At 48.3% G+C, this 26,534-nt stretch carries 19 protein-coding genes and 14 pseudogenes; 31 read left to right on the forward strand and 2 right to left on the reverse strand.

Annotated features, from left to right (window positions below):
* Positions 1–371: 371 nt before the first annotated feature.
* The 20 genes and pseudogenes from ilvB to JCM11217_RS10800 form a co-directional block, all read left to right on the forward strand.
* Positions 372–2,059, forward strand: a pseudogene (ilvB, locus tag JCM11217_RS10740) (biosynthetic-type acetolactate synthase large subunit); the annotation flags it as partial.
* Between the two features lie 137 nt (positions 2,060–2,196).
* Positions 2,197–2,358, forward strand: coding sequence for a hypothetical protein (locus JCM11217_RS16600; protein ID WP_243679254.1), 162 nt, complete (start codon positions 2,197–2,199; stop codon positions 2,356–2,358).
* Positions 2,351–3,348: pseudogene (gene ilvC / locus JCM11217_RS10750) on the forward strand (ketol-acid reductoisomerase). The gene JCM11217_RS16600 and the pseudogene ilvC overlap by 8 nt, the downstream one beginning before the upstream one ends.
* 221 nt (positions 3,349–3,569) lie before the next feature.
* Positions 3,570–3,743, forward strand: coding sequence for a 4Fe-4S binding protein (locus JCM11217_RS16605; protein WP_243679255.1), 174 nt, complete (start codon positions 3,570–3,572; stop codon positions 3,741–3,743).
* 34 nt (positions 3,744–3,777) lie between these two features.
* A pseudogene (locus tag JCM11217_RS16610) lies at positions 3,778–3,789 on the forward strand (hypothetical protein); the annotation flags it as partial.
* Positions 3,790–3,876: 87 nt separating this feature from the next.
* On the forward strand, positions 3,877–4,896 hold the full coding sequence (locus tag JCM11217_RS16615) for an FAD-dependent oxidoreductase (protein WP_243679256.1): 1,020 nt from the start codon (positions 3,877–3,879) through the stop codon (positions 4,894–4,896).
* A 56-nt stretch (positions 4,897–4,952) separates the two neighbouring features.
* Positions 4,953–5,648, forward strand: a complete 696-nt coding sequence (locus JCM11217_RS16620; protein ID WP_243679257.1) for a hypothetical protein — start codon at positions 4,953–4,955, stop codon at positions 5,646–5,648.
* A gap of 17 nt (positions 5,649–5,665) precedes the next feature.
* Positions 5,666–6,172 (forward strand): FAD-dependent oxidoreductase, encoded by a 507-nt coding sequence (locus JCM11217_RS16625; protein ID WP_243679272.1) that lies wholly within the window; start codon positions 5,666–5,668, stop codon positions 6,170–6,172.
* A 111-nt stretch (positions 6,173–6,283) separates the two neighbouring features.
* A complete protein-coding gene (locus tag JCM11217_RS16630; RefSeq protein WP_243679258.1) occupies positions 6,284–6,481 on the forward strand; it encodes a hypothetical protein in 198 nt (65 codons plus the stop codon).
* Between the two features lie 104 nt (positions 6,482–6,585).
* The gene (locus tag JCM11217_RS16635) at positions 6,586–6,780 is read left to right on the forward strand and encodes a 4Fe-4S binding protein (RefSeq protein ID WP_243679259.1); all 195 of its coding nucleotides are present in this window, start codon (positions 6,586–6,588) and stop codon (positions 6,778–6,780) included.
* Between the two features lie 80 nt (positions 6,781–6,860).
* Positions 6,861–7,273 (forward strand): annotated as a pseudogene (locus tag JCM11217_RS16640) (hydrogenase iron-sulfur subunit).
* Positions 7,274–7,287: 14 nt separating this feature from the next.
* The gene (locus JCM11217_RS10760; RefSeq protein WP_243679260.1) at positions 7,288–7,581 is read left to right on the forward strand and encodes a 4Fe-4S dicluster domain-containing protein; all 294 of its coding nucleotides are present in this window, start codon (positions 7,288–7,290) and stop codon (positions 7,579–7,581) included.
* A 69-nt stretch (positions 7,582–7,650) separates the two neighbouring features.
* A pseudogene (locus tag JCM11217_RS16645) lies at positions 7,651–8,736 on the forward strand (citrate synthase).
* 217 nt (positions 8,737–8,953) lie between these two features.
* Positions 8,954–9,520 carry a 2-oxoacid:acceptor oxidoreductase family protein gene (locus JCM11217_RS10775; protein ID WP_054842914.1) on the forward strand — a complete coding sequence of 189 codons (567 nt, stop codon included), beginning with the start codon at positions 8,954–8,956 and terminating at the stop codon, positions 9,518–9,520.
* Positions 9,517–9,870, forward strand: coding sequence for a 4Fe-4S binding protein (locus tag JCM11217_RS10780; protein ID WP_054842915.1), 354 nt, complete (start codon positions 9,517–9,519; stop codon positions 9,868–9,870). The genes JCM11217_RS10775 and JCM11217_RS10780 overlap by 4 nt, the downstream gene beginning before the upstream one ends.
* Positions 9,867–11,097, forward strand: a pseudogene (locus JCM11217_RS10785) (ferredoxin oxidoreductase). Before JCM11217_RS10780 ends, JCM11217_RS10785 begins: the two are co-directional and overlap by 4 nt.
* A pseudogene (locus JCM11217_RS10790) lies at positions 11,087–12,066 on the forward strand (thiamine pyrophosphate-dependent enzyme). Before JCM11217_RS10785 ends, JCM11217_RS10790 begins: the two co-directional pseudogenes overlap by 11 nt.
* 137 nt (positions 12,067–12,203) lie before the next feature.
* Positions 12,204–13,474 (forward strand): annotated as a pseudogene (locus JCM11217_RS10795) (3-isopropylmalate dehydratase large subunit).
* A gap of 37 nt (positions 13,475–13,511) precedes the next feature.
* Complete coding sequence (locus tag JCM11217_RS16650; protein WP_243679261.1) at positions 13,512–13,664, forward strand: hypothetical protein; 153 nt, start codon at positions 13,512–13,514, stop codon at positions 13,662–13,664.
* 146 nt (positions 13,665–13,810) lie between these two features.
* Positions 13,811–14,020 carry a hypothetical protein gene (locus JCM11217_RS10800; RefSeq protein ID WP_243679262.1) on the forward strand — a complete coding sequence of 70 codons (210 nt, stop codon included), beginning with the start codon at positions 13,811–13,813 and terminating at the stop codon, positions 14,018–14,020.
* A 67-nt stretch (positions 14,021–14,087) separates the two neighbouring features.
* Here the strand turns inward: JCM11217_RS10800 and JCM11217_RS10805 are convergent, their stop codons facing one another.
* Positions 14,088–14,606: a 3-isopropylmalate dehydratase small subunit gene (locus JCM11217_RS10805; RefSeq protein ID WP_054842917.1), complete on the reverse strand. Its 519-nt coding sequence runs from the start codon at positions 14,604–14,606 to the stop codon at positions 14,088–14,090.
* 179 nt (positions 14,607–14,785) lie between these two features.
* On the opposite strand from JCM11217_RS10805, the pseudogene cimA reads away from it, so the two are divergent.
* From cimA to JCM11217_RS16660, 4 genes and pseudogenes are all read left to right on the forward strand, one after another.
* A pseudogene (gene cimA / locus JCM11217_RS10810) lies at positions 14,786–16,299 on the forward strand (citramalate synthase).
* Positions 16,300–16,407: 108 nt separating this feature from the next.
* Positions 16,408–17,562: pseudogene (locus JCM11217_RS10815) on the forward strand (aspartate kinase).
* Positions 17,550–18,110 carry a hypothetical protein gene (locus JCM11217_RS16655; RefSeq protein ID WP_243679263.1) on the forward strand — a complete coding sequence of 187 codons (561 nt, stop codon included), beginning with the start codon at positions 17,550–17,552 and terminating at the stop codon, positions 18,108–18,110. The pseudogene JCM11217_RS10815 and the gene JCM11217_RS16655 overlap by 13 nt, the downstream one beginning before the upstream one ends.
* Positions 18,091–18,573 carry an Asd/ArgC dimerization domain-containing protein gene (locus JCM11217_RS16660; RefSeq protein ID WP_243679264.1) on the forward strand — a complete coding sequence of 161 codons (483 nt, stop codon included), beginning with the start codon at positions 18,091–18,093 and terminating at the stop codon, positions 18,571–18,573. Before JCM11217_RS16655 ends, JCM11217_RS16660 begins: the two co-directional genes overlap by 20 nt.
* Before the next feature lie 4 nt (positions 18,574–18,577).
* Here JCM11217_RS16660 and JCM11217_RS10825 read toward each other — a convergent pair.
* A pseudogene (locus tag JCM11217_RS10825) lies at positions 18,578–19,565 on the reverse strand (homoserine dehydrogenase).
* Between the two features lie 348 nt (positions 19,566–19,913).
* Between JCM11217_RS10825 and JCM11217_RS10830 the strand changes: the two are divergent.
* The 7 genes and pseudogenes from JCM11217_RS10830 (at position 19,914) to hisF (ending at position 26,453) form a co-directional block, all read left to right on the forward strand.
* Positions 19,914–20,931, forward strand: a pseudogene (locus JCM11217_RS10830) (pyridoxal-phosphate dependent enzyme).
* A gap of 128 nt (positions 20,932–21,059) precedes the next feature.
* Positions 21,060–22,289, forward strand: a complete 1,230-nt coding sequence (locus JCM11217_RS10835) for an MFS transporter (RefSeq protein WP_054842918.1) — start codon at positions 21,060–21,062, stop codon at positions 22,287–22,289.
* A 92-nt stretch (positions 22,290–22,381) separates the two neighbouring features.
* On the forward strand, positions 22,382–23,452 hold the full coding sequence (locus JCM11217_RS10840; RefSeq protein WP_054842919.1) for a histidinol-phosphate transaminase: 1,071 nt from the start codon (positions 22,382–22,384) through the stop codon (positions 23,450–23,452).
* 101 nt (positions 23,453–23,553) lie between these two features.
* Positions 23,554–24,406: pseudogene (gene hisG / locus JCM11217_RS10845) on the forward strand (ATP phosphoribosyltransferase).
* 61 nt (positions 24,407–24,467) lie between these two features.
* Positions 24,468–25,106, forward strand: a complete 639-nt coding sequence (locus tag JCM11217_RS10850; protein ID WP_243679265.1) for a HisA/HisF-related TIM barrel protein — start codon at positions 24,468–24,470, stop codon at positions 25,104–25,106.
* Positions 25,075–25,689 carry an imidazoleglycerol-phosphate dehydratase gene (gene hisB, locus JCM11217_RS10855; RefSeq protein ID WP_054842920.1) on the forward strand — a complete coding sequence of 205 codons (615 nt, stop codon included), beginning with the start codon at positions 25,075–25,077 and terminating at the stop codon, positions 25,687–25,689. Before JCM11217_RS10850 ends, hisB begins: the two co-directional genes overlap by 32 nt.
* Positions 25,690–25,704: 15 nt before the next feature.
* Positions 25,705–26,453, forward strand: a pseudogene (hisF, locus tag JCM11217_RS10860) (imidazole glycerol phosphate synthase subunit HisF).
* The last annotated feature ends 81 nt before the right edge of the window (positions 26,454–26,534 follow it).

Genomic DNA, 26,534 nt, shown 5'->3' on the forward strand with positions numbered 1-26,534 from the left:
TCACCATCTGAGCGTCGTGTCTAGCAATCTCACGTATTTATTTCCAGGTGGGACCTAACTACGTCTCCCTGAGCAATCTAACCCACCGTATCATGTAATAAAAATACTTTATTTAAGTATTTCCCTAAGATATAGATTAACCATAACCAATGAATGATCCACATTACACTAGTTATATGGCGGAAAAGCTTAAATATTCTATAAATTGACTTATGTCTGATGAGGTGCTTTATTCTTTACGTATGATACGGATGAAAATAATAGGGAAAATAATGGGTTAAGTCCACGGTCAAACCACGCGGTGGTTATGCATGAAGTAAATGCGTCGGGTGATTACGGTGCCTAGGGCCGTTGACTTACTGGTTAGGGAGATGGAGGGCATGGGTGTTAGGGAGGTCTTTGGCATTATTGGTGGCCAGATAATGCCGTTCTTCGATGCGTTATATAATTCTAATATTAAGGTTTATATGTTTAGGCATGAGCAGGGTGCAATACATGCCGCGGATGCCTATGGTAGGGTCATGAGGAGGCCCATGACCGTTGTCGTTACGTCAGGCCCAGGCGCCACAAACCTACTCACTGGGCTTGCGAATGCGATGATGGATTCATCACCACTAATAGCAATAACGGGCCAAGTACCAACAGCATTCTTCGGGAGGGATGCGTTTCAGGAGACGGACATAGTCGGCGCGACGATGCCCGTCACCAAGCACACGTTTATGGTTAAGAGACCTGAGGACCTGGTCCCCCCCGTGTATAAGGCTGCCTATGAAATATCAATTAATGGTAGGCCGGGTCCCGTAGTCATAGACTTGCCGAGGGATGTGCAGTTGATGGATGTTGACCCGACGACTGTTAAAAGCAAGGTGATAAGGATAGCCAGAAAGGAAATCCCTGAGCCGGACCCCCCCTCATTAATTGCCTACGCACTTAAGCTGCTCCTAACTGCCGAGAGACCCGTGATGCTGGTTGGCGGTGGTGTTTGCTGGAGTGGAGCGACTGATGAAGTCTTGACCCTCGCCGAATTGATAGGCATGCCCATAGTCACTACGTTACCGGGTAAGAACTGCGTGCCCAGTAACCACCCACTGGTTATGGGTCCCTCGGGGATGCACGGTAGGCTAGAGGCCGATGCAGCCATAATAAATGCCGACGTGATACTCGCCGTGGGTACGAGATTCAGCGACAGGACTGTGGGCAACTTCAACGAGTTTAGGAGGGGTAGGAAGATAATACACATTGACATTGATAGGAGCGAGATCGGTAAGAATGTCAAGCCCGAGGTCGGCATTGTTGGTGACGCTAAGGCGGTTCTATCGACTATGATTAAGCTAGTACCCAAGGCCCTTGAGAGGAGGCACGAGGCATTCATCAAGTGGTTAAGGGGGGGTATTAAGGAGAGTTATGAGGAGTATAGGAGGAGGGTTGATGTCAATGGGTTTGCGCCGTGGAGGGTCCTGAAGGTCCTTAGGGAGGTGATGCCGCCGCACTCAATAACTACGACGGGGGGGTTGGCAGCCACCAGATGTGGTGCGAGCTTCACTGGGACGTCTATGTGCCTGGGACCTTCATAACAAGTGCGGGCCTTGGTACAATGGGGGGGTTTGGACTACCCGCAGCCCTGGGCGCAAAGATAGCTAGGCCTGACGTGCCTGTGCTCGATATTGATGGTGATGGCTCATTCCAAATGACCATGCAGAACCTAGCCCTTATTCGTGAGTATGACCTACCCGTGATAGTGACTATATTTGATAACTCAACACTCATGCTTGTTAGGCATTGGCAGGTGATGCTGTATAATAGGAGGATAATTGCCGTAGACTTCAACGTAAACCCAGACTTCATGAAGATAGCCGAGGCCTACGGGATAGAGGGCGTTAGGCCGAGTAATTATGATGAGTTGAGGAGTGCCGTTGCAAGGGCCGTTAGGAATAATGAGGCGCTGATTGTTGACGTAACCATTGATAGGGAGAGGGACTTCGTCCTGCCCTTCGTACCCTCAGGCAAGTGGCTTGAGGAGGTCATATTCCCGGAGGGCTTTAAGGTCGACCTTAGGTACCGGGTGAGGGCTATGGAGGGTGATTTCTCGATAGAGATCATAATGAGTAATGAGGTTAACCCGTTCGATGCCGTGGTTAGGGCTATGAACGTGATCAGGAGGGGGGCAAGATAACAATTAGACACATAGTGATAGACATGAGCGACTCAGTTATCAGGGTTTCTATTAGGGCAAGGGGGGGTGAGGAGGATGAGGTTAGGTGGGTTTGTAATAAGCTTGATAAGCTCTACGATGTGGTAAATGTTAAATATATGCCTGAAGAAGTACACATGAATAAGGTGGTGATTAGTAATGGCTAGGATATACAAAGATGGGGGGGATGCGGACCTATCGGTGATAAAGGGTAAGGTAATCGCGGTGCTGGGCTACGGCATTCAGGGTAGGGCGTGGGCGTTGAACATGAGGGATAGTGGCGTTAAGGTCATTGTTGGTGTTAGGCCGGGCAAGAGCTTCGACCTGGCTAGGCAGGAGGGGGGGTTTGAGGTTTACCAGGTGGGTGATGCGGTTAGGAGGGCTGATGTAATAGCGGTCCTACTGCCCGACATGGCGCAGCCAAGTGTTTGGGAGTCGGAGATTGCGCCAAACCTTAGGCGTGGCATGACGGTGGTCTTCGCCCACGGCTTCAACATTAGATTCGGATTAATAAAACCGCCGAGTGATGTGGACGTAGTCCTAATAGCGCCCAAGGCGCCCGGTAAGGCCGTTAGGGATGAGTTCGTTAGGGGGGGTTGGGGAGTCCCGGCGCTGGTTGCTGTTCATCAAGACTTCACTGGAAATGCCCTAAAGACTGCGTTGGCTATTGCGAAGGCCAATGGGTTCACGAGGGTTGGCGTTATAGAGACGACTTTTGCTGAGGAGACGGAGACTGACTAATAGGTGAGCAGAACGTACTGGTTGGTGGGCTACTGCAGTTGTTAAGGTATGGTTTTGAGGTTATGGTGGAACTCGGCTACCAACCTGAGGTGGCGTATTTCGAGGCCATTAACGAGGCTAAATTGATAATGGACTTAATATGGGAGAGGGGGGGACTCACTGGGATGCTCCTTGGCGTGAGCGAGACGGCTAGGTATGGTGGCTTAACGGTTGGGCCTTACGTAATTAATGAGGATGTTAAGAGGAGGATGAAGGAGGCTGCTGAGAGGGTTAGGAATGGTGAATTTGCTAAGGAGTGGGTTGCCGAGTATCAGAGGGGGGGTGCGCCAAGGCTCAGGGAATTGCTTGAGCAGGTTAGTAATAGCCAGGTTGAGAGGGTTGGTGAATTCTTGAGGCAATTAATGAGAAGTAAATAGGTCATCGTTGTAGTTTTAAGCAATTTATCTTGCTTCAAATGCATTTCCTCGTTTTACCTGGCTTGTGCTAAATAACCGATGTTACTGGTGTTTTTATTAATGATAAATCATGATTATGTATTATGAATAATTTTTAATAATTTAGAGCTTAGTCTATTGACTTATTAATCTTTTATTTTTGACTTAGGCAATTTTTAATCTATGGAGCGATCAATTAAACCGTGGGTTATAGAGCGTTGGATATTGATAAGGTGAGGAGACCATTGGGTAAGCTTAAGATTACGCCGGAGATGTGTATTGGCGATGAACTATGCGTTAGAAGGTGCCCAATGAATGTCCTGGAACTAACCAAGGAGGAGGTTAATCCGAGGGGGTTATCATTATGTCAGGGTTAAGCCTGGTAAGGAACTTGATTGCGTTGCATGTGGCATATGCGAGAGGGTCTGCCCAACGAATGCGATATACGTTGAGCGTGAGGAGGAGATAACGGTAAAGGATTACTTAACGAAGATTGGCGGAACTAAGGTTGTGCAGGAGGGCTTTACTAGTAATCGAGTTCTCATAATTGGTGGTGGTATTGCTGGTATTGAGGCTGCCCTTGCCCTGGCTAACATGGGTTATAAGGTAACGTTAATTGAGAAATCAGCGACTATCGGCGGTAAGATGGCGATGCTCGACAAGACATTCCCAACCCTCGACTGCAGCATATGCATAGAGGGGGGGCCGTTGATGAGTGATACCTCGAATAATAAGAACATTGAGGTACTAACAATGGCGGAACTCCTGGAATTAAGGGGGGGTGAGCCGGGGGGGCGTTATAGGGCTAGGATCCTCGTCAAGCCTAGGTACGTGACAGATGAATGCACGAAATGCGGGTTGTGCGAGAACGTATGCCCCCCCATGACTACTCCAAGCGAGTACAATGCAGGTATTGGCCTTAGAAAGGCGATATATTTGCCATTCCCGCAGGCCGAGCCCGGCATCTATGCCATAGACCCAGACCTATGCCTAAACAAGCCCCCCGAGAACATAGCCTGCAATAGATGCGTTAGCGTCTGCGAGCCTAGGACCATACTATTCACGATGATGCCCAGGATAATCGAGAGAGAAGTGGCGGCAGTCATAGTAGCCACGGGCTACGAGTTAGAGGATGGCGAAGTACTGGCTAAGTATGGCTATGGCAAGCACCCAGACATACTCATCGCAATGGAGTTCGAGAGGCTCGTCAATGCCACAGGGCCATCATTGGGCGAGGTAATTAGGCTAAGTAACCATGAGCGCCCGAGGAAGGTCCTATTCATATCCTGCATAGGCTCCAGGACAAATAAGGCTAACCCATACTGCTCAAAGGTCTGTTGTGAGTACCTACTTAAGCAAGCCATTTACGCAAAGAATCACGGTATCGATGACGTCACCATATTATACATGAATGACGTTAGGACATACGGCAAGGGCTTCGAGAACCTATACCAAAGGGCTGTTGAGAGGGGGGGCGTTAGGATAGTCCATGGTAGACCAATGGTGATAACTCCGTTAATGGCTCAATAAGGATTAAGTATGAGGATACGCGGAGTGGGGGGGAGGTCAGGATCGAGGATTACGACATGGTAGTCCTGGCACCGACCATAAAGCCCCCCAAGGACCTGCGGAGATTAGCCAATGTATTGGGTCTCGAACTTGATAAATACGGTTTCATCAAGGCAAACCCGGCAAACCCTGTCGAGACAGGGATCCCTGGCATCTTCGTGGCAGGAAGCGCCTCTGGGCCCATGGACATCACGGAGTCGGTACTCATGGGCTTAGCAGCGGCGGCGCAGGCGGTGAGCTTCATGGGTAAATCAGCAATAGAGACCGAGGAGTTTAGTGAAACCATAGAGACGGAGAAACCGAGGATTGGCGTCTTCGTCTGCCACTGCGGCAGTAATATAGCCGGCGTTGCCGATGTGAACGAGTTAGTTAAGTTTTCAAGGGAATTACCCGGCGTGGTCCACGCCGAGGACATACCCTTTGCTTGCTCGAAGGCTGGGTTAGACCGCATTGCTGAGTCGATAAAGAAAAATAACCTTAATAGAGTCGTTGTTGCGGCCTGCTCGCCGGTCACGCACTTGAGGTTTTTCCAGGATGCTGCGAGGAGGGCTGGTCTTAATCCTTACCTCGTGGAGATGACGAACATTAGGAACCTGGACACCTGGGTCCACAACGACAGGAAGGTAGCCACAGAAAAGGCAAAAGACATGATAAGAATGGCCGTAGCCAAGGCACCACTCATGAAGCCCTTCAGGCTGAGAAGCTCGGTATAGTCAAAAGGGCGCTGGTCATTGGCTGCGGACCAGCGGGACTTGCGGCCGTTAATGCCCTCGCCAACGCAGGCGTTGAAACAATAGTGGTTGAGCTAGGGAATAGATGCGGTGGTCCTTACCTAAACGATTTCGTAATTAAGTACTTACCGGAGGGCACGAGGGCTAAGGAGGTAGTTGGTAAATCGCTTAAGGTCCTTGAGAACTCCAGGGTCAGGGTTTATTATGGAACCACGGTTAAGGAGGTCACGGGCTTCACGGGTAACTTCCACGTGGTCCTAAGCAACGGCGTCGAACTCGACGTTGGCGCAATAATAGTCGCCACGGGAGCCAACCCCATCAATACCGTTAATTATAATGTTAGCGATGGACTTAATGTCATGACAATACACGACTTAATCAATAGGGGGGGCTTAAGTACTGGTAATGACGTATTATTCATCGACGAGTGCAATAAGCCCTATTGCCAAGCCATCATGTTTAACACGGCATTAGCGTTGAGAAGGCTGGTAAGAACGTGTACGTAATCGTTAAGGACATCATGATGGTTGGTACGCAATACGAGGATTTATATAGGGAGGTTAGGAGGGCTGGCATTACAATACTTAGAGTCCCGAGAGGGTGACGTAATGAATTACGTGTCACTTAATCATGATGTTGCCGTGATTAAGGATGTGGAACTCGGCGGTGATGTCTCGGTCCACGTTGATACGGTGGTGTTCAATACGCCCATGAGACCTAACTCAGACGAGGTTTCTAAGATTTTGAGGCTTTCTAAGGATCAGGAGGGCTTTCTGATGGAGCTCACCCGAAGCTCGGCCCAGTGGACACGATGACCCCCAGGAATATTCATAGCAGGGGGGGCTGTCAGGGCTCATAGGGGGGCTTCGGTGAAGCCGTCCTGGAGGGTTACGCAGCGGCCGCCAGGGCGTTGACGTTATTGACTAGGGACTACATGATTAAGGAGGTCTCGGTACCGAGGGTGGATCCAAGTAAGTGCGTTGGTTGCTTGCTATGCGTTAAGGCTTGCCCGTACGGCGCCATTAAGGGTGAGCCCGGTAAGCCAGTTACGATAAACCCAGTTGCCTGTCAGGGCTGTGTTCATGCGTTGGCGAGTGCCCATACGGCGCATTAGACATGGACTTACTAAGTGATGATGCTATTTTAGCTCAGGTTGAGGCTGCTTTGGCTGAGGAGCCTGAGAAGAAGGTTATAATGTTCACATGCGCCTACTGCTCCTACTACGCAGCCGATAATACGGGGGGGATACTAAAGCTTCAGTATCCACCGCATATCAGGATAATTAGGTTACAATGTAGCTCAAGGCTTAACTGGAGACACGTTAAGCGTGCTTTTGAGCTTGGTGCTGCTGGTGTGTTTGTGACTGGTTGTAGCTTGGTGACTGCCACTACATAACTGCGAATTACAACACCGTCAGAAGATTCGAAAACTGGAAAAAGAGACTAAAAAACATAGGCGTTAGGGAGGAAAGATTCCAACTAAGACTATTCGGCGCACCAGATGTTAAGGATTTCATAGAGGCTGCCAATGAGGCGAAGAGAGTTGTCGAAACTGTGACTAAGGAGGAGATTGAGCAGACGAAACAAAGAATCAAGCAACTAAGGTGATGGGGGGGATGGCCGTGGCTAACCCCACACTTAAGGAGGAGTTACTTAAGTTTGAACCCACGGCGTCACTATGCTATCAATGCGGTACGTGCACCACGGTCTGCCCAATGTCCGAGTTCGGGTTGAACACGAGGTTGGTAATGAAGTTGGCGAACCTGGGAATAATAAATGATTGGGTGCGTAAAGCCGTGTGGCTATGCACGGGTTGCGGCCTATGCCAGGAAAACTGCCCAAACGAAATTAGAATACCCAACGTAATTAGGTTCATTAGGTCAAAGGTAATAATTGAACAACGAAGAGGAAGGTAATGCGGTGTTTATCATTATTAAAAATAAACAAATTTTATCAAAAAAGACCCACACTCTACATAGAACCTCATGACCCTCAAGCCCGAGATTAAGTGGGGATTAGAAGGTGTTTACGTTAAGGAAAGCAGCATATGCCTAATAGACCTTGATAATGCCAAGATATACTATAGGGGTTATGAACTGAGTGACCTAGCCCTTAAATCCACGTTCGAGGAGACTGCGTACTTAATACTCAGGGGGTAAATTACCGAGTAAGGCGGAGTTGAGGGAGTTCACGGATGAATTAGCGTCGAATAGGGAATTACCTAAGGAATTACTGGCATTCCTCAGGGGGGGTTTGCCCAAGGGCCTTAGGCCGATTGACGTACTTAGGATAAGCATCGATTACCTAGCACCCTTGATGGGGGAGGCCGCGGCCAAGGGACCCAATGAGGAAGTTAAAGCAATTAGGTTAATAGCCATGGCGCCAACCATCGTTGCGACATACCATAGATTGACCGTGGACGGCTCAGTACCGAGACCCAGGGCGGACCTAAGTCATGTAGCCAATTATTATTACATGTTTTTCGACAGGGAACCCGGTGATGAGGAGCTTAGGGCTTTGGAGACCATGTTCATAACTTACATGGAGCATGGCATGAATAATTCCTCATTCACCGCCGTTACCGTGGCATCCACGTTAACTGATATATACTCAGTGATCGTGGCAGCCATCTCAAGCCTAAAGGGTCCATTGCATGGTGGTGCGAATTTCGAGGCTCTGAAGACGATAATCGAGGTTGGCGATCCGAGCCGCGCGGAGGAGTACGTAATTGATAAGGTAAGGAGGGGGGGTGAGAAGATAATAGGGTTTGGACATAGGTGTATAAGAGGTTTGCGGACCCAAGGACGGTTTATTTAAAGGATCTTGCCAGGAGGTTGGCGGTGAGTAAGGGCGGTGATTACTTGAGGCTTTTTGAGACGGCTAGGGCGCTTGAGGATGCGGTTGAGAAGCACCTGGGCCATAAGGGCGTGCACGCCAATACCGATCTCTACGCATCCCTAATCTACTACATGCTGGGCTTTCCAATGGAGTACAACCCAGCCAATTTTGCATTAGCTAGGATAGTTGGTTGGGTGGCTCACGTGCTTGAGTATTGGAATATGGGGGGGTAGATTAATAAGGCCCATGGAGTATTACGTGGGTCCACGCGACTTAAAGTACTCGCCAATTAATGAGAGAGAATGATGAAATCACATCCTTTATGTCGTGTTGGCCACGTAATCATTAATTGCATCAAAGGTTTTCTACAGTGGACTAATTTCATTATTATAAATACTTAAAAATTTGTAAAATTGTTTATAACTAAATTGTGCTCAATGAGGACTTAATATGGCAGGTGAAAGCTATGAAATGGTGTTCTTTGGCAGGGGGGGTGGGCAGGGCGCCGTAACCGCAGCGCAGATAATGGCGTTGGCAGCTGTGGGTAAGGGATTATACGCATTGGCATACCCAGAGTTTGGGCCGGAAAGGAGGGGGGGTGCGCCCGTTAGGTCGTACTTAGCAATATCCACTGAGCCGATAGAGGTTAGGGAACCCATAGATAGGCCCAATATATCCATAGTCTTTGGTCCAGACCTACTGAGGGTTAACCCAGAAATACCTGAGAGAACGCGGGATTACATAATCGTTAATTCAAGGCGTTATGAAACAGTTGAGCCGTATTTAAGAGGTTTTGGCGGTGGTATAGTTCATGTGAATGCATACGACTTATCAACTAAGTACTTGGGTAGGGCTATAGTTAATACGGCAATGCTCGGTGCATTACTGAGGGTCTTTGATGCCTTAACGGTCGACGACGTGGCCGATGCCGTTTTAAAGGTCTTCGGTGGTAAATTAGGTAAATTAAATGCTGAGTTGGTCAGGGTTGCGTATAATGAGGCGAGGGTGATTAAATGAGCTCAGGTGCCTGGGCGCCAAAGACCGTTAAATTGCTGGGTTGGAGGGAGTTGCCGGCCATTGGTGGTTATATAATCGAGCCGATGAGCACCGCTAAGAATAGCACGGGCTCTTGGAGGACTGAGAGGCCTGTGATTGACCAGGACGCGTGCATTAGGTGTAGGACCTGCTGGATGTACTGTCCCGAACCGGCAATACTTGAACTCGATAAGCCCTACGTTACTAAGGATGGTAGGAGGTATGAAATAACATACGAGATTGATTACGACCACTGCAAGGGCTGCGGAATATGCGCCCACGAATGCCCAGTCAAGGCAATAACCATGATCCCTGAGGGTGTTGAAGAATGAGCTTAGTAACTGTTGAACCAAAGATTAAGAGGGGCATCATTAGGGATAGGATCGCGGTTACTTCAAACCACGCCGCTGCATACGCCGCTAAGGATGCTGAGGTCGACGTTGTGGCGGCATACCCCCCCATAACACCGCAGACCCCCGGCTGTCGAGAGGATCGCGGACTTCATAGTAAATGGCGAGATGAGCGCTGAATACATACCTGTCGAGTCCGAGCACAGCGCCATGTCGGCATTAATAGGTGCCTCAGCGGCAGGCGCTAGGACGTTCACTGCAACCTCAAGCCAGGGACTCTTCTACATGTTTGAACTACTCTACATAGCCTCGGGCCTCAGGCTTCCAATAGTCATGGCCCTGGCCACGAGGGCCGCTTCAGCGCCAATATGCATACACGGTGATTATCAGGATCTGGTGGCTGTTAGAGACACGGGTTGGATCGTGATGATCGCTTCGAGTGCTCAGGAGGTTTATGATTCGATAATCATGGCCTACAGGATCGCCGAGGACAGCAGGTCCTACTACCCGTCATGGTGTCCTACGACGGATTCCTAATGAGCCACACCACAGAACCCGTGGAATTATATGACTTAGACCTTATTAGGAGGTTTGCACCAAAGAGGATCAATAGGCCAATACTAGATAGTAGTAAGCAATAACCATGGGCGTCATGGCGATACCCGAGTGGTATTACGAAATCAAGTATCAGGTGATTGATGCAATGCATAACTCAATGAGCATTATTAAGGAGGTTCATGACGAGTTTAATAAAACCTTTGGTAGGAATTATAGGTTAATTGAGGAGTACAGGATTGATGATGCGGACTACGTGGTGCTATCCTACGGCGGCATCTGGGGCAATACTAAGAGAGCTATCGACTGGCCAGGAGGAGGGGTATCAGGGCTGGCGCCGTGAGACTTAGGTTGTTTAGGCCATTTCCAATCGATGAATTGGTAAGGGTGGTTGAGGGCGTTAAGGCTGTGGCCGTCATTGATAGGGCGGTTAGTCCAGGGGCGCCAATTGAGGGCCCGGTGGCGTTGGAGATTGCGTCAGCGCTAAAGTCCAGGGGCGTGGATGTGCCGGTTATCTCTGTGGTTCATGGACTCGGCCAAAGGACGGTGTTTTCAAGGGATATTGAGGAACTGACCAGGATATTAAGTACATCCGAATTAACGAACCTAATGAGGAATACGCTATACATGGGAGTGAGGGAGTATGGCAGTTAAGGTCAAGCTTGCTAGGTCATTCTTCGACATACCTAGGGAGGAGTACCTAGCGCCTGGCCACACGGCTTGCCCAGCCTGCGGTGCTACCCTGGCCGCCAGGTTAATACTAAAGGCATCGGGGGGGCCCGATGTGATCATAGTGAACCCAACGGGTTGCCTGGAGGTCACGACGACCATATACCCATACACGTCATGGGGAGTCCCGTACATACACGTGGCCTTTGAGAATGCCGCCGCCGTCGCGTCGGGCATAGAGGCCGCTATAAAGGCCCTTAACAAGAATGGCTTGTTAAGGAGGAATACCAGGGTTATAGCCATCGCTGGTGATGGTGGTACTTATGATATTGGTTTGCAAGCCTCAGTGGTATGCTTGAGCGTGGTCACGGTGTCCTATACGTACTCTACGACAATGAGGCATACATGAACACAGGAATACAAAGAAGCGGAGGAACACCTAAGTTCGCAAAGACTACGACGATGCCCGCCGGAACGGTCATTAGAGGTAAGATACAGAAGAAGAAGGACATAATGAGCATAGTGATTGCCCACCACATTCCGTATGCCGCGACGGCAAACGTGGCCTACCCAATTGACTTAGTGAATAAGGTTAGGAAGGCGTTGTCTTACCTTGACGAGGGTCCAGCCTTCATACACGTACTAGCACCATGCCCACCAGGCTGGGGGGGATTTCCTGATGAGAAGATGATTGAGATTGCGAGGCTCGCCACAGAAACGGGTTACTTCCCACTGTACGAGTGGGACCACGATAGGCTAATCATAAACCCACCGAGTGACATGTACATGGATAAGAAACTGCGCAAGCCGCTGAGGGAGTTTGTTAAGGCTCAATCCAGGTGGTCTCACATAACTGATGAGGAAATAAAGGAGCTTGAAAGAGATGTTGATGACTTCCTGAATTACCTATGGCGATTATCAATGAGTTCAGGAGTTTCAGCCCCATACTCATAACCATGTTTAAGCTTAATTCCTCTACTTACTATTTACTATTTGAGGTAAACAATAAAATTACGAAATAACAATGTATTATTCATAATCTCTGTATTATAAGATAAACCATATAAACACTATATATTTCCTAGGAATCAATGGGCCTAACACTGACTGAGAAGATACTAGGCAGGGCATCAGGTAAATCCGTAAGTCCTGGTGATGTTGTGGAGATAAATGTCGATCTAGCAGCATTTCATGACCTCACGGGTTATCACGTGGTTGAGGTTATGGAGAAGATGGGGGGGGTTGTCCGGGTTTGGGATGTCAATAAGTTCGTCTTAGCCTTTGATCACTTAGCTCCACCACCCACGGAGAGAGCTGCCGAGATTCAAGTTGGGCTTAGGAAGTTCGCAAAGGCTGCCGGCATTAAATTCTTCCATGATGTTGGTGATGGAATACTGCACCAATTGCTCCTTGATCATTATGCATTACCTGGCCAGGTGGTTATGGCTGCTGATAGCCATACAACGACTGTAGGTGCGGTGGGCGCCTTTGCCCAGGGGGGGCTTGGGGGGGCTAGTGATATAGCCGCCATAGTGATAACGGGTAAGACCTGGCTCGTGGTCCCTGAACCGTTTAAGATTAGGATACTTGGTAAGCCCAGCCCTGGGGGGGTTTACGGCAAGGATGTCGCATTGCACTTGCTAAGTGTGTTTAGGGCTGAGGGACTTAATGGTAAGTCCGCCGAGTTCTTTGTTGAGGATCCAGGTGCGTTCCCAATGGATTATAGGGCCACCGTGTCTAACATGGGCGTGGAACTCGGGCTTGACGCTGCCATGTTCGTGCCGGACGGCGAGACCGTGAGGCACATTAAGGAGAAGAGGGGGGGTGTCGAGGTCAAGCCTGTGACGCCAGACCCAGACGCTAAATATGTTGATGGTTATGATGTTGAGCTGGGTCGCTTGAACCATTGGTAGCTGCGCCGCATAGTGTCGATAATGTGAAGTCAATAAGTGAGGTTGAGGGTTTAGACGTGGATTACGTGTTCATAGGCTCATGCACAAATGGTAGGCTTAGCGATATTGAGGTTGCGGCTAAGATATTGAGGAATGGCAGGGTGAGGAGTAGGTGCGTGGCGATACCTGCCTCACGTGAGATCTACATAAAGGCCTCGGAATTAGGTTACATAGATACGCTCGTGAGGGCTGGCTGCGTGGTGACGTACGGCACCTGTGGCCCATGCCTTGGCGGGCACTTTGGCCTAGTCGGCCCTGGGGGGGAGGTGGCGATATCCACGGGCAGTAGGAACTTTAGGGGGGGCAGGATGGGCTCGCCTGAGGGCAAAGTTTACCTGGCAAATGCGGCTGTAGCCGCTGCGGCTGCATTGAATGGTAAGTTCGTTGATCCTAGGAAGTACCTTACGTAAATTAGGATTTATTAACTATAAAAATTTTGATAATTTTGTGGGCAACACTAGGGTTAGGGGGGGTAGGATTGGGCATATTTACATTATTAGGCGTAGGATTGGGCATATATGGGTGATTAACCGTGGCGATAAGGGTGAAGGTAAGGCTGAGGGTGAAGGAGCGAGAGGTGATCACGACCGCACTCGTTAATACGGGCTGAGACTGAGAGGCCTCAGGTACTGGTACCGCTTAATTTAGCTAGGGCCTTATCGTTATGGCCACCACCAGATAATGCGTACTTAATTGAACTGGGCACGGCTGGTGGGCCTATCAGGGAGTACGTTGTACCGAATTCGGTGCAAATAACCGTGGTAACCGACGATAGGGAGACCCGCGATGTTGTCTGTGATGCCGTTATATCGCATATTGAGGAGGAGGTAATAATTAACGACAAGTTATCGGAGGAGTTGGGTATTGTTATTCTAGCTGCGGGTAGTGGTAAATGGAGGTTCGTGGATGATGATGCCAGTAAGGTTAGGTACTCAGAACCTCCTCAGTATTGGTGATTAATAGATTCCCTTATCAATGACTTTATTAGAAGTTTTACAAAACCTTGATCGGTAATGAGGTTGCTTAAGTATTGCCTGATACTCCACGTGACTTTATATATTCAAGCAGACCACCACTAATTAGTATTTCAAGGGCCATGCCCGTTATTGGCCTAGCCCTCAGTAACTTCTGCCCGTTGTTAATAATGACCTCACCGGTGCTCACGTTAACCCTTACGAAATCACCATCATTAACCTCCTTACTAACGCCGGGCACTACAAGCACTGGTAAGCCATTGTTAATTGCGTTTCTGTAAAATATCCTGGCGAAGGACTCGGCCAATACGGCCTTAACGCCAGCCGCCTTTAGGGCAATCGCCGCCTGCTCGCGGCTCGAGCCCATTCCAAAGCCTCTACCGGCGACTAGAATAACTCCCTTACTCGCCTTCTCGAAGAAGTTCGGTATTAAAGGCTCCATGGCGTGCTTAGCCAGTATTGATGGGTCAGTGTAGACGAGGTACCTGGCGGGTATTATCACGTCAGTGTCTATGTTATCACCAACCTTAATTACTGGGCCCTCGACAATGAGTTCCCTGGATCCCACGGTATCTATGCCTAGTTGGTCTATTTAAATTTTGTATGTTCGTTGAGTAATACTTAATATATTATTGTTATGAGGTAATGCTTATATATACTCACTATAACTCAGGTTTAGTATGGGTGGTGTAGAAATCCGCGAGGGTTGAGGTTCTCGATACGACGCTTAGGGATGGGGGGGCTCAAATGACTGGTGTCTCATTCACGCTTAATGATAAGGTTAAGATTGCCCTTATGCTTGATGATCTCGGCGTTGACTACATAGAGGGTGGTTGGCCAGGTAGTAATCCTAAGGATGCTGAGTTCTTCAGGATAATGAGGAACTACTCACTGAGTCATGCTAAGCTGGCTGCCTTTGGTATGACGAGAAGAAAGAGTGTTAGCGCTAAGGATGATCCCAATCTAGCGGCTATATTGGATTCTGGCGTTGATGTTGCGGTTCTAGTTGGTAAGTCCTGGATTCTCCATGTTAAGGAGGTCCTTAGGGTTGGTCCTGAGGATAACCTGGACATGGTCTATGATAGTATTCGTTACCTTAAGGATCACGGCTTAACCGTGATTTTCGACGCCGAGCACTTTTACCAGGGGGGGTTTAAGGATGACCCTGAGTATACGCTTAAAGTCGTCAAGACTGCCGAGGAGGCCGGAGCCGATACAGTGGTGCTTGCGGATACTAACGGTGCCATGCTTCCCCCCCATGAGGTATATGAAATAACGAGTAAGACCGTGAATGAGCTGAGGACGATAATCGGCGTCCACATGCATAATGACTCTGGCTGTGCTGTTGCAAATACGGTAATGGGCGTATTAGCCGGTGCGCGCCATGTTCAGGGGACGATTAATGGGCTTGGCGAGAGAACCGGAAATGCTGACCTGGTTCAGGTAATACCGAACTTAGTGCTTAAGCTTGGTTTCAGGGTGCTTAGGGATGTTAATGATCTTAAGAAGTTGAAGGCTGTGTCCAGGTTCGTTTATGAGGCTGCAGGTCTAAATCCGAATCCGTACCAGCCATACGTGGGTGATTACGCCTTTTCTCATAAGGCTGGTTTGCACGTTGATGGGGTTTCTAAGGTGACAAGGGCGTATGAGCACGTCGATCCGGAGCTCGTTGGTAATACTAGGAAATTCGTGGTTTCAGAACTCGCGGGTTCATCAAACATACTTGTGCACCTTAAGGATTTAGGCATTAATATGAATAAGGATGACCCAAGCTTAAACGCGCACTGGAGAGAATAAAGGATCTTGAGAATAAAGGTTATAGCTTTGACCTGGCTCCAGCGTCGGCAATACTCATTGCTCTTAGGGAGATGGGGGGGCTTTATGAGGATGCATTAAGGGTTGAGTACTGGAAGGTGGTTAGTGATGATGACATGCACATCGCCATGGTTAAGGTCAATGGCGAGTTAGGCGTTGCCGAGGGTGTTGGGCCTGTCCATGCAATTGATAGGGCATTAAGAAGCATTGCTTCGAGACTATTCCCCCCCGAACTTAATAATGTAAGGCTCACCGATTATAGGGTTATACTTCCTGGCGAGGTTAAGAGTACGGAGAGTGTTGTTAGGGTTCTCATGGAGTTTAGCGATGGTAAGGTTAGTTGGAGGACTGTGGGTGTGTCAACAAGTATAATTACGGCTAGTGTTGAGGCCCTAGTTGATGGGCTTAATTATATTTTGATGATTTATAATTATAAAGGTAAATAACTCATAATGCATTAATGCGCTGCATTAACATTAAATTCTATATATTGTTATTGCTATTTATATCATGGCATTAGATATATACTATATTCGAGATAGTAAATTTTAAATATGTGTTATGTTCGTGCCTATATAGAGGTGGTCGGATGGAAATGGAAACCTGTACTAGAACGGGAGGTGAGGATTTCGAAGGTGGGTGGCTCATTATTAACGGGTGGTAATGTCCTTAATGTAATAGGTAGGGTTGTTGGTAGGGATTACCTGGGTAACAAGCTTGTGCTTGTTGTCTCTGCGATGAAGGGCGTTACGGACCTATTAATAAGGGCCTTCGACAACCACGATAAGGAGGCTCTCAACGATGCCGTTTCAATCTATATAGATGAAGCCCTAAACCTTGGTCTCAATGACCTGGCGTCATTCCTCGAGCTTATTCGTGAGGAATTAAGTAGGTTCATAAATCTTAACGAGCCGTGGATCAAGGATCACGTGATAATTCACGGCGAGTTACTCTCGGTATTGTTAATTGAGAGAGCCCTTAATGATTTACTTGGTTTAAGGCTAAGGCCATTTATGAGCCAGGCATAGTTACGGATAGTAATTGGGGGCTTTGCCTCGGTTAATCATGAGCTAAGTAGTAAGTATGTGATTGAGAGGGTAGGCAGCGTCCTTAGTAAGTACGATGTTGTTGTGGTTCCAGGTTTTCTTGGGATTACCAATGATGGTAGGTACGCATCCCTCGGTAGAGGCGGAAGCGATTACACAGCATCATTGCTAGCAAGTTACCTGGGCGCATCACGATTAACCTTCTACACGGATAGTGGTGGTATTCTCAGCGGTGATCCAAGGATCATAAGCGACGCAGTACTCCTTAGGGAGGTTGGTTATGACGAGGCCTACATGGCGTCGCTGCTTGGTGCAAAGAAGTTCCACCCGAGGACCTTCGAACCACTATTAAAGAGTAAGGTCTTAACACTCATAACGGATCCCTGGCGTGAGGATGGCACTTACGTAATCAATAACTGCGTATCAACGCCTAAATTGGTCACCTTAAATGAGGTTAGGGGAGCGTTTAGGGTATCCGTGGTTGGTTGCAGGATTTCGCAGGTGAGTCGCTTAAGGAATGAGGCGTATAAGATAATGGCGTCTCACGACGTGGAGACTATTAATGATGATCAACATGCGGTGTCAGCACTGTTAAATGAATGGGATGACGCCGTATCGCTGGCCAGGGATCTCCATAGGTGGGTGAGATCATGGATCGCATAAGGGTCTCGATACTCGGGGGGGCCACGGGACTCGTTGGTCAGTGGATGGTTAAGCTATTGAGTAATCACCCGTTCATTGAGGTCGTTGGCCTATCAGCGTCTCCAGGTAAGGTTGGTCGTAAGTATGGAGAGGCGGTTCGCTGGTTCATATCGGGTGACGTACCTGAATATGCCAGGGACATCACGTTAGTGTCCACAGAACCTCCAGACCATAAGTCAGCTGACGTGGTACTTTCGGCACTGCCGAATGACGTTGCCTGGCCTATCGAGAGTAGGCTATTGAATGCTGGGTTGAGTGTTATTTCAAACGCATCACCTGAGAGGATGAATCCGAGGATCCCATTAATAAATCCAGAGGTTAATTGGGAACACTTAAACATACTCAGGGAGGTTAAGGGTAATTGGATTGTTAAGAACCCGAACTGCACCGCGGCAATAATATCCATGCCCCTAAAGCCAATTCAGGACTTAATAGATTCCCTCCACATTGTAACGCTCCAGTCAGTCTCTGGGGGCAGGGTATCTGGGTGTGTCTTATCTGGCCATTGATGGCAACGTGATACCGTTCATAAAGGGTGAGGAGGAGAAAATCGATGCTGAGCTGAATAAGATGTTGGGTAGGCAATTCCCGGATAAGTTCGAGCCCTGGGGAAGACCCGTGTATGTAACAACCACTAGGGTGCCCGTTAAGTATGGGCATATGGCCGTAATACATGCCGTACTAACTAAGGATGTGGACACCGAATACATAATTAATAGGTTGAGTAGGTTCAGATCCCTGCCTCAGGAGAGGGAGTTACCCACGGCACCCAAGGAACCAATTAAGGTTATCAACAGGATTGACGCACCCCAACCTGCCAGGGACTTAGACCCAATGGCCGTCAGTGTTGGTAGGGTGTCGATTAGGAATAGGGTGTTAAGGCTTGTGGCCCTAGGCGATAACCTAGTGCGCGGTGCCGCTGGAATCACGGTACTGACCCTAGAGACTATGAAGGCGTTAAACATATTATGAGTGTTTAATCCCTGGCATTATTGATTATGTAAATTAGGTCTGTCAACACGGCCTGCGCTGTCTCGATAGGCCCAGCCCCCCCGGGCCCCCCCATGATCGTGATATCGCCCAGGGTGTCAGTATTTATCTTTAATGCATTTAAGTTTCCATTTACATGGGCTAGGACATCATTCCTATCCAGTGGGGGTGGGCCTAACGTATGCAGTTTCCCTATCGGCATAGGCTATTAACTTAACAATCCTATCCCCCCCAAAGGCTTTGATATCAATATTGCGTATTCCCCTAACCTCCATGTTCTCAGGGCTATGTCTCCAACCAAGCACCCTGGAGATAATTATGGCTTTTAGGGCTGCATCCCAACCATCAATATCAAGCGAGGGATCAGCCTCGGCATAACCCTTCCCCCCCTGAGCTTCTTTAAGGGCTTCATCGAAGCTCATTCCCTCGTACATCCTCGTAAGTATGTAATTCGTGGTGCCGTTGAGGATCCCCATGAAGTAATTAACCTTAATGCCGGGTAGTAAGTCGATTATGTTGAAGGATGGTGTGCCGGCCATTACCGTACCCTTAAACCTAACAAGCCTATTAAACCTCCTGCCAAGCTCCATCAACTCATCGTAGTGAAAGGCTATTGGCCCCTTATTAGTCGTTATCACATGCTTACCACTCCTAATAGCCGTCGATAAGTAAGTAAACGCGGGCTCACCCTTCTCCTTAATATTCAAATCCGTGAATTCACAAACAATATCCGCATCACTCTCCTCAATGAGCCTAGGAATCTCGTCAAGGCTTACCCTCCTGCCCAACAACCTGCCGCTACGAGCTTCATCCAGGATATTAGGACTCGGGCTAACAATATGTCCACGTCTCCTATCAATTATCTCGCTGATAGAGACGTTCGCTCGAATCAAGTCCCTCTTTAAATTAAGTAGCTTGAAGAATGCTTGACCAACATTTCCAAAGCCAATTATTAATACCTTAAACTCCCTCATGCTGTTGGTAGTAACATGATTTATAATTTATTTAAGAGTATTACCATGAATTAATGCCCTATTAATTTAATGGTAATGCTTAAATAACCTAAATAACCTTAATTACCTGGGGATTGAAATGGAAACCCAGGCATGAATTCAAAACTCCTCGGTAAGTATATCCTAAAATGCCCAAGGTGTGGCTTTGAGACTGAGGCAAGCCCATACGTAATGAGATGCCCAAGATGCGGTGAATTACTTGATGCTTTACTGATCGCTGATAGGGTTAAGTTGATCTGGAATAGGCTACATGGCAGAGGTGTGTGGAGGTATAGGGAATTATTGCCTGAGCCGAGTAATATCGTCGCGATGGGCGAGGGTTCAACACCATTAATTAGGTTGAGGAGTTATGGTAATGCCTATGTTAAGTTTGAGGGTGCGAATCCAACGGGTTCATTCAAGGATAGAGGTATGACGGTCGGTGTTTCATTAGCCTCATCAATAGGTGTCAGGGGGGGAGTTATAGTGGCATCAACGGGGGGGAATACGGCGGCGTCGGCGGCTGCCTATGCGGCCAGGGCAGGCCTTGAGTGCGTTGTTGTTCTGCCAAAGGGTGGTGTTGCCAAGGGTAAGTTAGGGCAGGCGATACTGCATGGTGCGAAGATAGCCGAGGTCCCCCCCGGCACATTCGATAACGCGTTGGAGTACGTATTGGAGACCGTGCTGAGTAATGGCCGTGTTAACAACGTTAATTATTACCCACTCAATTCGATAAATCCGTGGAGGTTGGAGGGTCAGAAAACGGCGGCCTACGAAATAGTGGAGGAGATCGGTGTCCCGGATTATGTCTTTGTTCCGGTGGGCAATGGTGGTAATATATACGCTATTTGGAAGGGGGGGTTTAGGGAGTTAGTTGATTTTGGCGTGATTGATCATGTGCCAAAAATGATTGGCGTCCAAGCATCGGGGGGGCTGCGCCAATGGTTAGGTATTGGAAGGGCTTGGGTGAGGCGAGGATTGATAATCCAAGGACCGTGGCTTCGGCAATAAGGATTGGCAAGCCCGTTAATTGGTTCAGGCTTACAGGGCCGTTAAATATAGTGGTGGTGAATTCATTGAGGTTAGTGATGATGAGATATTGATGGCCCAGAGAATGCTAGGCAGGGAAGGCATTGGTGTTGAGCCTGCCAGCGCGGCATCATTGGCTGGTTACCTAAGGGCATTGAGTGAGGGCATGGTTGACACGGGGGATAAAGTGGTTTTAATAGCCACTGGTCACGCACTTAAGGATCCAGATGCATTACTAATGAGTAATAATGTGGATATGGTTAATGTCTCGTCGTTGGATGAGTTGAGGTCCTTAATAATTAAGGAATATAGTATATAGTGATTACCCTGGTATTAATAGAAAAGTAGATATAAATGGGTAAAGCTTAAATAGGTTATAGTGAATGGTGAATCGGTGGTTATGAAGCTGGAACACAGGTAAGTAATTGGCGTAATGTCGTTGGTTCAATGCTGGGTTGGGGGGGTTTAGATGCGTATGACTTCGTTGCTTACGCCTTCGTTGCGCCAATAATTGCCCAGGTCTTCTTCAGCCAGCTTGGTAGATTAGGCTCCATACTAGCCACACTGGCAGCCTTTAGTGTATCACTTGCCGTTAGGCCACTTGGTGGCGTCTTCTTTGGCAACCTCGCAGATAGAGTTGGCAGGAGGTATGTACTATACATAACAATGCTTGGTGCTGGTCTCTCAAGCTTCCTAATGGGCTTCCTACCAACTTACGCCCAGGCCGGCTTAGCCGCCATCGCGCTCCTCATAATACTCAGGTTTGCGGTCGGCTTCTTCCTGGGCGGCGAGTACTCATCGAGTGGTGTCATGGCTGTTGAGAGCGTCACTAAGTGGAGGGGCTTGGCGAGCGGTATTATGCAGGCTGGTTTTGACATTGGCATATTCGGCGTGACCTTCACATACACGTTGGTAGCCACCTACCTTCCGGAGAGCGCCATGTATACCATTGGCTGGAGAATAGTTTTCTGGAGCGGCATCGTGACCACAGTAATTGGCTGGCTATTTAGGAGGAGGTTCTTAACCGAAGCCCTTGAGTGGGAGGCTGCGGAGAAGGTGAGGAGTCCATACAAGACATTGTTCACTAAGTATTGGCTCCCCCCCGTAATAACAATACTACTGGCCACAATGGGCTTCCTCTACGAGTACTACGTAATGCTTGAGCTCTCACCATTCGTACTACAAAGCGTGCTTAATTACACGCCAGCCCTGGCGGGCCTAATACTCACCGTGCTCTCCGCAAGCGACGCCATTGGTAGTATCTTCGGCGGTGCCCTGGTTGATTTGTTCAGGAGCTCAGCAAGGGCCTTATTGGCCACGGCATTAATAATCATAGCCCTAATATACCCAACAATGTATGCAATACTCATCCTCGGTAACGGCTGGTTAGTACTACTCTGGGACTTCATAGCGGTGCTACCCGTTGGCGTACTGCAGGTGTACATAAGGGACTTACTACCACCAAGCGTCAGAGCCACAGGCGCTGGCCTAGGCTATAACGGCGGAACCTGGCTAGCGGCTTGGGCCGCAATAATAACAACGCTGATGGCCGGCGCCTCCACAAAGCCAGGGCCATGGTTAACGGCAATAACGATAAACATGATATGGAGCACAATATTAATAGTGATAAGCTCTATAATCGCGACAATCATCATTAAAAGGACTAAACGGGAATAATGATTTACATGCATGGTTATTCCTAAGAATTATTAAAATTATATAGAATTATGATGTAATGTTTATAAATTATTAATTCCGTGTATGGGTTGATGTCCTGGAGGGGGGGCGTATTATCTCTTAATTTCTACGAGGAACCAAACGTTGGCTATAGAGTACATAGGCTTCACTTTAATGAGAATTTATTCCTACCACGTGAATACTATGAGAAATTACTCACTGTATTATTGGATCCTGACATGATTAGATACTATACTGAACCCCTTAACCCCACGTTCAATGAGGCATTGGCTAAGTACCTTAATGTCGATGTCAATAACGTGTTTTCCGTAGCCGGCGGTGATGAGGGGTTAAGACTACTCATTCAATTTGCACTACATGGATTTAGAAAAATCCTCATTGTTGAACCCACATACTCAATGCCTAAGATCCTGGCGGAGTCCATGAGAATAAGTGTTGATCAATTTCTTCTTAAGCCCAACACTTACGACTTAGATGTCGATGGCATTGTTAAAATTGGGGATTCCTACGACATTATTTACATATGTAACCCAAATAATCCAACGGGTAATTTATTCAATAGGGAATTGATCGAGCACCTACTAACGCGTGTTAGGTCTCTCGTGATTATTGATGAGGCCTATGCCGAATTCGCCAGGTATAGTCTCATAGACCTAGTTAGGGATTACGATAACTTGGCGATAGTGAGGACGTTCTCTAAGGCCTGGGGGGGTTTAGCAGGCCTTAGGGTGGGCTATGTAGTGGCCTCTGACGTGATTATTAACGGACTCAACAGGTTGTCATTACCACATAATATTCCATACCCTTCAATGGCCCTGGTACTACGGGCCCTGGAGTTGAGGGATTACGTTGAGAGGAGTATTGATGAAATAATTGAGGTGAGAGAATACATGATTAAGTCGTTGAGAGGCATAGGCTTGAGGCCGATACCCTCGGTAACAAACTTCGTAACATTCCACGTAGGTGACCCTCATAGGCTAATGACGTATACAGTAAATTGTTCAGTAGGGGGCTTTGTGGTTAGGAACTTAAGCGGTAAGGTTCTTTGTGAGGATTGTCTTAGGGTTACGGTGCCTCCTAAGCCCATTGCGGTAGAGTTCATTAACACGCTGGGCGAGATTCTTCATGGTTTGAATAAGTAAGTTATATGCTGGTAATTTAACACATAGTTATTATCTTTAAATTGCAGTAATACTTATATACCCTAAATATATACGTTCCTGATGGCGCTGGAACATGCATAATGGCAATCCCATCAAAGGGTCGTTTAGTTCAACCAACGATTAAGTTGCTGGAGGATGTTGGCATTAAATTGCAGGTTTATGACGACAGGGCGCTAATGATACCAACGAACTGGCCCGACCTAAACATTATTAGGGCCAGGCCTGAGGATATACCGTACATTGTCGAGTCCGGCGCCGCCGTGATGGGGATCACGGGGGGGCTTGATTATGTCGTTGAAAGTCAGTCGGAGGTTAAGGTTATCGAGAGGTTGGGCTTTGGTAATGGGAAAATCGTAATTGCCGTACCCAATACGTCAAGTATCAAGAGCATTGATGATATAAGTGACGGAATAAGGGTCGCGACTAAGTATATTAACTTAGCATTGAATTACTTCAAGGCTCATGGTAAGAATGTGAGGATAGTCAGGATATCGGGTAGTGCCGAGATAATGCCACTCCTTGGCGTGGCCGACGCAATTGTTGACGTTATGTCCACAGGAACCACACTGAGGATCCATGGATTAAGACCCATTGGCGTAATCATGGAGACCGAGGCTGTCCTCATAGCCAACGACTCAGGAATTAACAATTGCGGTGACCTCATGGAGAAGCTCCTAGTATTATTACGTGGTGTTAAATCCTCAGTCAATAGGAAGCTTATCCTAATGAATGTACCCACGGAATCCCTAGCCCAAGTCCTATCCATATTACCAGCCATGGAGGGGGCCTACCGTTGCCGATATCGCGAATAAGCCCTTTAAGGAGGTAATCAGCGTGGTCCCTGAGGATGAGTTACCAAGTCTCCTTGTTAAATTAAGGAATGCAGGTGCTAAAGACATCCTGGTTATGAGCATCGAGAAGGTGATCACTTAATGATTGTTATACCATCAATTGACATAAGCGGTGGTTATGCCGTTAAGAGAGTTAGGGGGGGATGAAGGGTACGGAGTTGGTTAGGCTTAGTATTGATGAAGCCATTAAATTAACAAGGAGGTACAGCTTTGTTCACATAGTTGACCTAGACGGCGCTGAACAAGGTAAGTTAGTAAACATTGATTCAATAGCCAGGATAGGCCGTGAATTTAACGGCAGGTGTGAGGTTGGTGGTGGTATTAGGACGCTGGAGGTCGGTAAGGAGGCCCTTAGGCTCTGTAGTAGGGTTGTCATAGGCACGGTAGCCCTTGAAAGGCCAGGCACCATTAATGAGTTCATTAAGGGCCTTGGTTATGAGTCGATAGTCGTCTCGATAGATGTATTAGGCGGGCTTGTGATGAGTAGAGGCTGGAGAAAACCCATAGGTGAGTTACCAGCGATCATAAACTCACTGCCCAGGGTGCATGCATTGATTTACACGGCCATTGACGTGGAGGGTACCGGCATGGGCCCCTTAATCAACAGGAAAATTGTGGAACTACTAAGGAGTAAGGCTGATGAGGTGTTTTACGCAGGTGGAATCTCAACGTGCGGGCACATTGAGCAATTGAGGGATTTAGGGATCGACGGGGGGGTTATCATAGGCTATGCATTGTATGTAAGGGGGGGTGTTGATTGTGCAGGGCGCTGGGGGGGTTAGGAGGGCTGAGGTTAGACGTGAGACGAGGGAGACGAGGATCTACGTAAACCTGGCACTGGCCCCCGGCAGTATTAAGGTGTTGACGCCAATTAAATTCCTTAATCACATGCTTGAGACGCTCATATTCTACATGAACGCGTCGGGTGAGGTCGTGGCTGAGGATTTAAGGGGGGGCTTCGATGACCATCATGTGGTTGAGGACATCTTCATAGCCCTGGGCATGGCAATTGATAAGGCACTGGGTGATAGGGTTGGTATTAGGAGGTTTGGCTGGTCCATGGTCCCCATGGATGACGCCCTCGCGGTGACTTCCGTGGACCTTGGTGGTAGGGCTTATTGGGTCTTCAGGGGGGGCTCATTCATTGGTGAGAGGATCGGCGATTTAACATCTCAGATGATTCCGCACATCGTTAGGACTCTAGCCACGTACTCAAGGTCGACAATACACGCGGAAATAAGGTGGGGGGGTGAGAATGATCACCACATGGCCGAGGCACTATTTAAGTCCCTAGGGCTCTCAATGGCCCAAGCCATGGAATACGTTGATGATTCCGTGAGAAGCCTCAAGGGGGGGGTCATGTAATGAGGCCCTTGGGTATTGTTAGGAGGATTATACTGCCTCGACGTGGATGCTGACGTGGTGGTCAAGGGCGTTAATTTCGAGGGTCTCAGGATAGTGGGCGACCCAGTGGAGCTGGCGAGTAGGTATGAGGAGGAGGGTGCTGATGAGATCTTTCTATTGGACATAACCGCGACTATCGAGGGTAGGAAGACGTTTTTTAAAACCGTTAAGGATGTCGCAGGCGCAATAAACATACCGCTGGGTGTTGGTGGTGGCATAAGGAGCCTTGAGGACGCAGACGCGGCATTTAAGGCAGGGGGGGCTGATAAGGTTAGTGTGAACACCGCGGCCGTTAGGAATCCCGAGCTAGTAACAATACTCTCCAGGGAGTACGGCGCTCAATCAGTGGTTGTGGCGATCGATGTTAGGAGGCGCGGTAATTCGTGGAGGGTCTACGTGGAGAGTGGTAAAAGGGAAACTGGGCTTGATGGCATTAAGTGGGCCAGGAGGCTGAGGAGCTTGGCGCCGGTGAGTTGTTAATAACGAGTATTGACGCTGACGGCACTAGGGCAGGTTATGACATAGAACTCTATAAGGCAATTTCCAATGTAATTAACATACCGGTTATTGCTAGCGGTGGTGCTGGCAGGGTCGAGCACTTCGCGGAGGTCCTGAAGTACGCAGACGCAGCCCTTGCCGCGAGCGTTTTCCACATGGGGGGGTTGATAAACATTCAAGGGCTTAAGGCTTATCTAATGGAGTCAGGCATTAGGGTAAGGGTGTGATCTTATGAATGTGGACCGGCGAGGGCGTTGGTTGGTAGAATTATTAAAAGCTAAGGAAGAAAGTGGATAAATGTTGCTGTT

The organism is Vulcanisaeta distributa JCM 11217, from assembly GCF_001316005.1.
GTDB classification, from domain to species: Archaea; Thermoproteota; Thermoprotei; order Thermoproteales; family Thermocladiaceae; genus Vulcanisaeta; species Vulcanisaeta distributa_B.

What these genes read in the sequence shown, in the direction of transcription:
- JCM11217_RS10840 (WP_054842919.1), top strand. Translation starts at nt 22,382, where the DNA reads ATGTCCTGGAGGGGGGGCGTATTATCTCTTAATTTCTACGAGGAACCA.
- JCM11217_RS16600 (WP_243679254.1), top strand. Translation starts at nt 2,197, where the DNA reads ATGAGCGACTCAGTTATCAGGGTTTCTATTAGGGCAAGGGGGGGTGAG.
- JCM11217_RS10780 (WP_054842915.1), top strand. Translation starts at nt 9,517, where the DNA reads ATGAGCTCAGGTGCCTGGGCGCCAAAGACCGTTAAATTGCTGGGTTGG.
- JCM11217_RS16655 (WP_243679263.1), top strand. Translation starts at nt 17,550, where the DNA reads ATGGATCGCATAAGGGTCTCGATACTCGGGGGGGCCACGGGACTCGTT.
- JCM11217_RS10850 (WP_243679265.1), top strand. Translation starts at nt 24,468, where the DNA reads ATGAAGGGTACGGAGTTGGTTAGGCTTAGTATTGATGAAGCCATTAAA.
- JCM11217_RS10835 (WP_054842918.1), top strand. Translation starts at nt 21,060, where the DNA reads ATGCTGGGTTGGGGGGGTTTAGATGCGTATGACTTCGTTGCTTACGCC.
- JCM11217_RS10775 (WP_054842914.1), top strand. Translation starts at nt 8,954, where the DNA reads ATGGCAGGTGAAAGCTATGAAATGGTGTTCTTTGGCAGGGGGGGTGGG.
- JCM11217_RS16620 (WP_243679257.1), top strand. Translation starts at nt 4,953, where the DNA reads ATGGTAGTCCTGGCACCGACCATAAAGCCCCCCAAGGACCTGCGGAGA.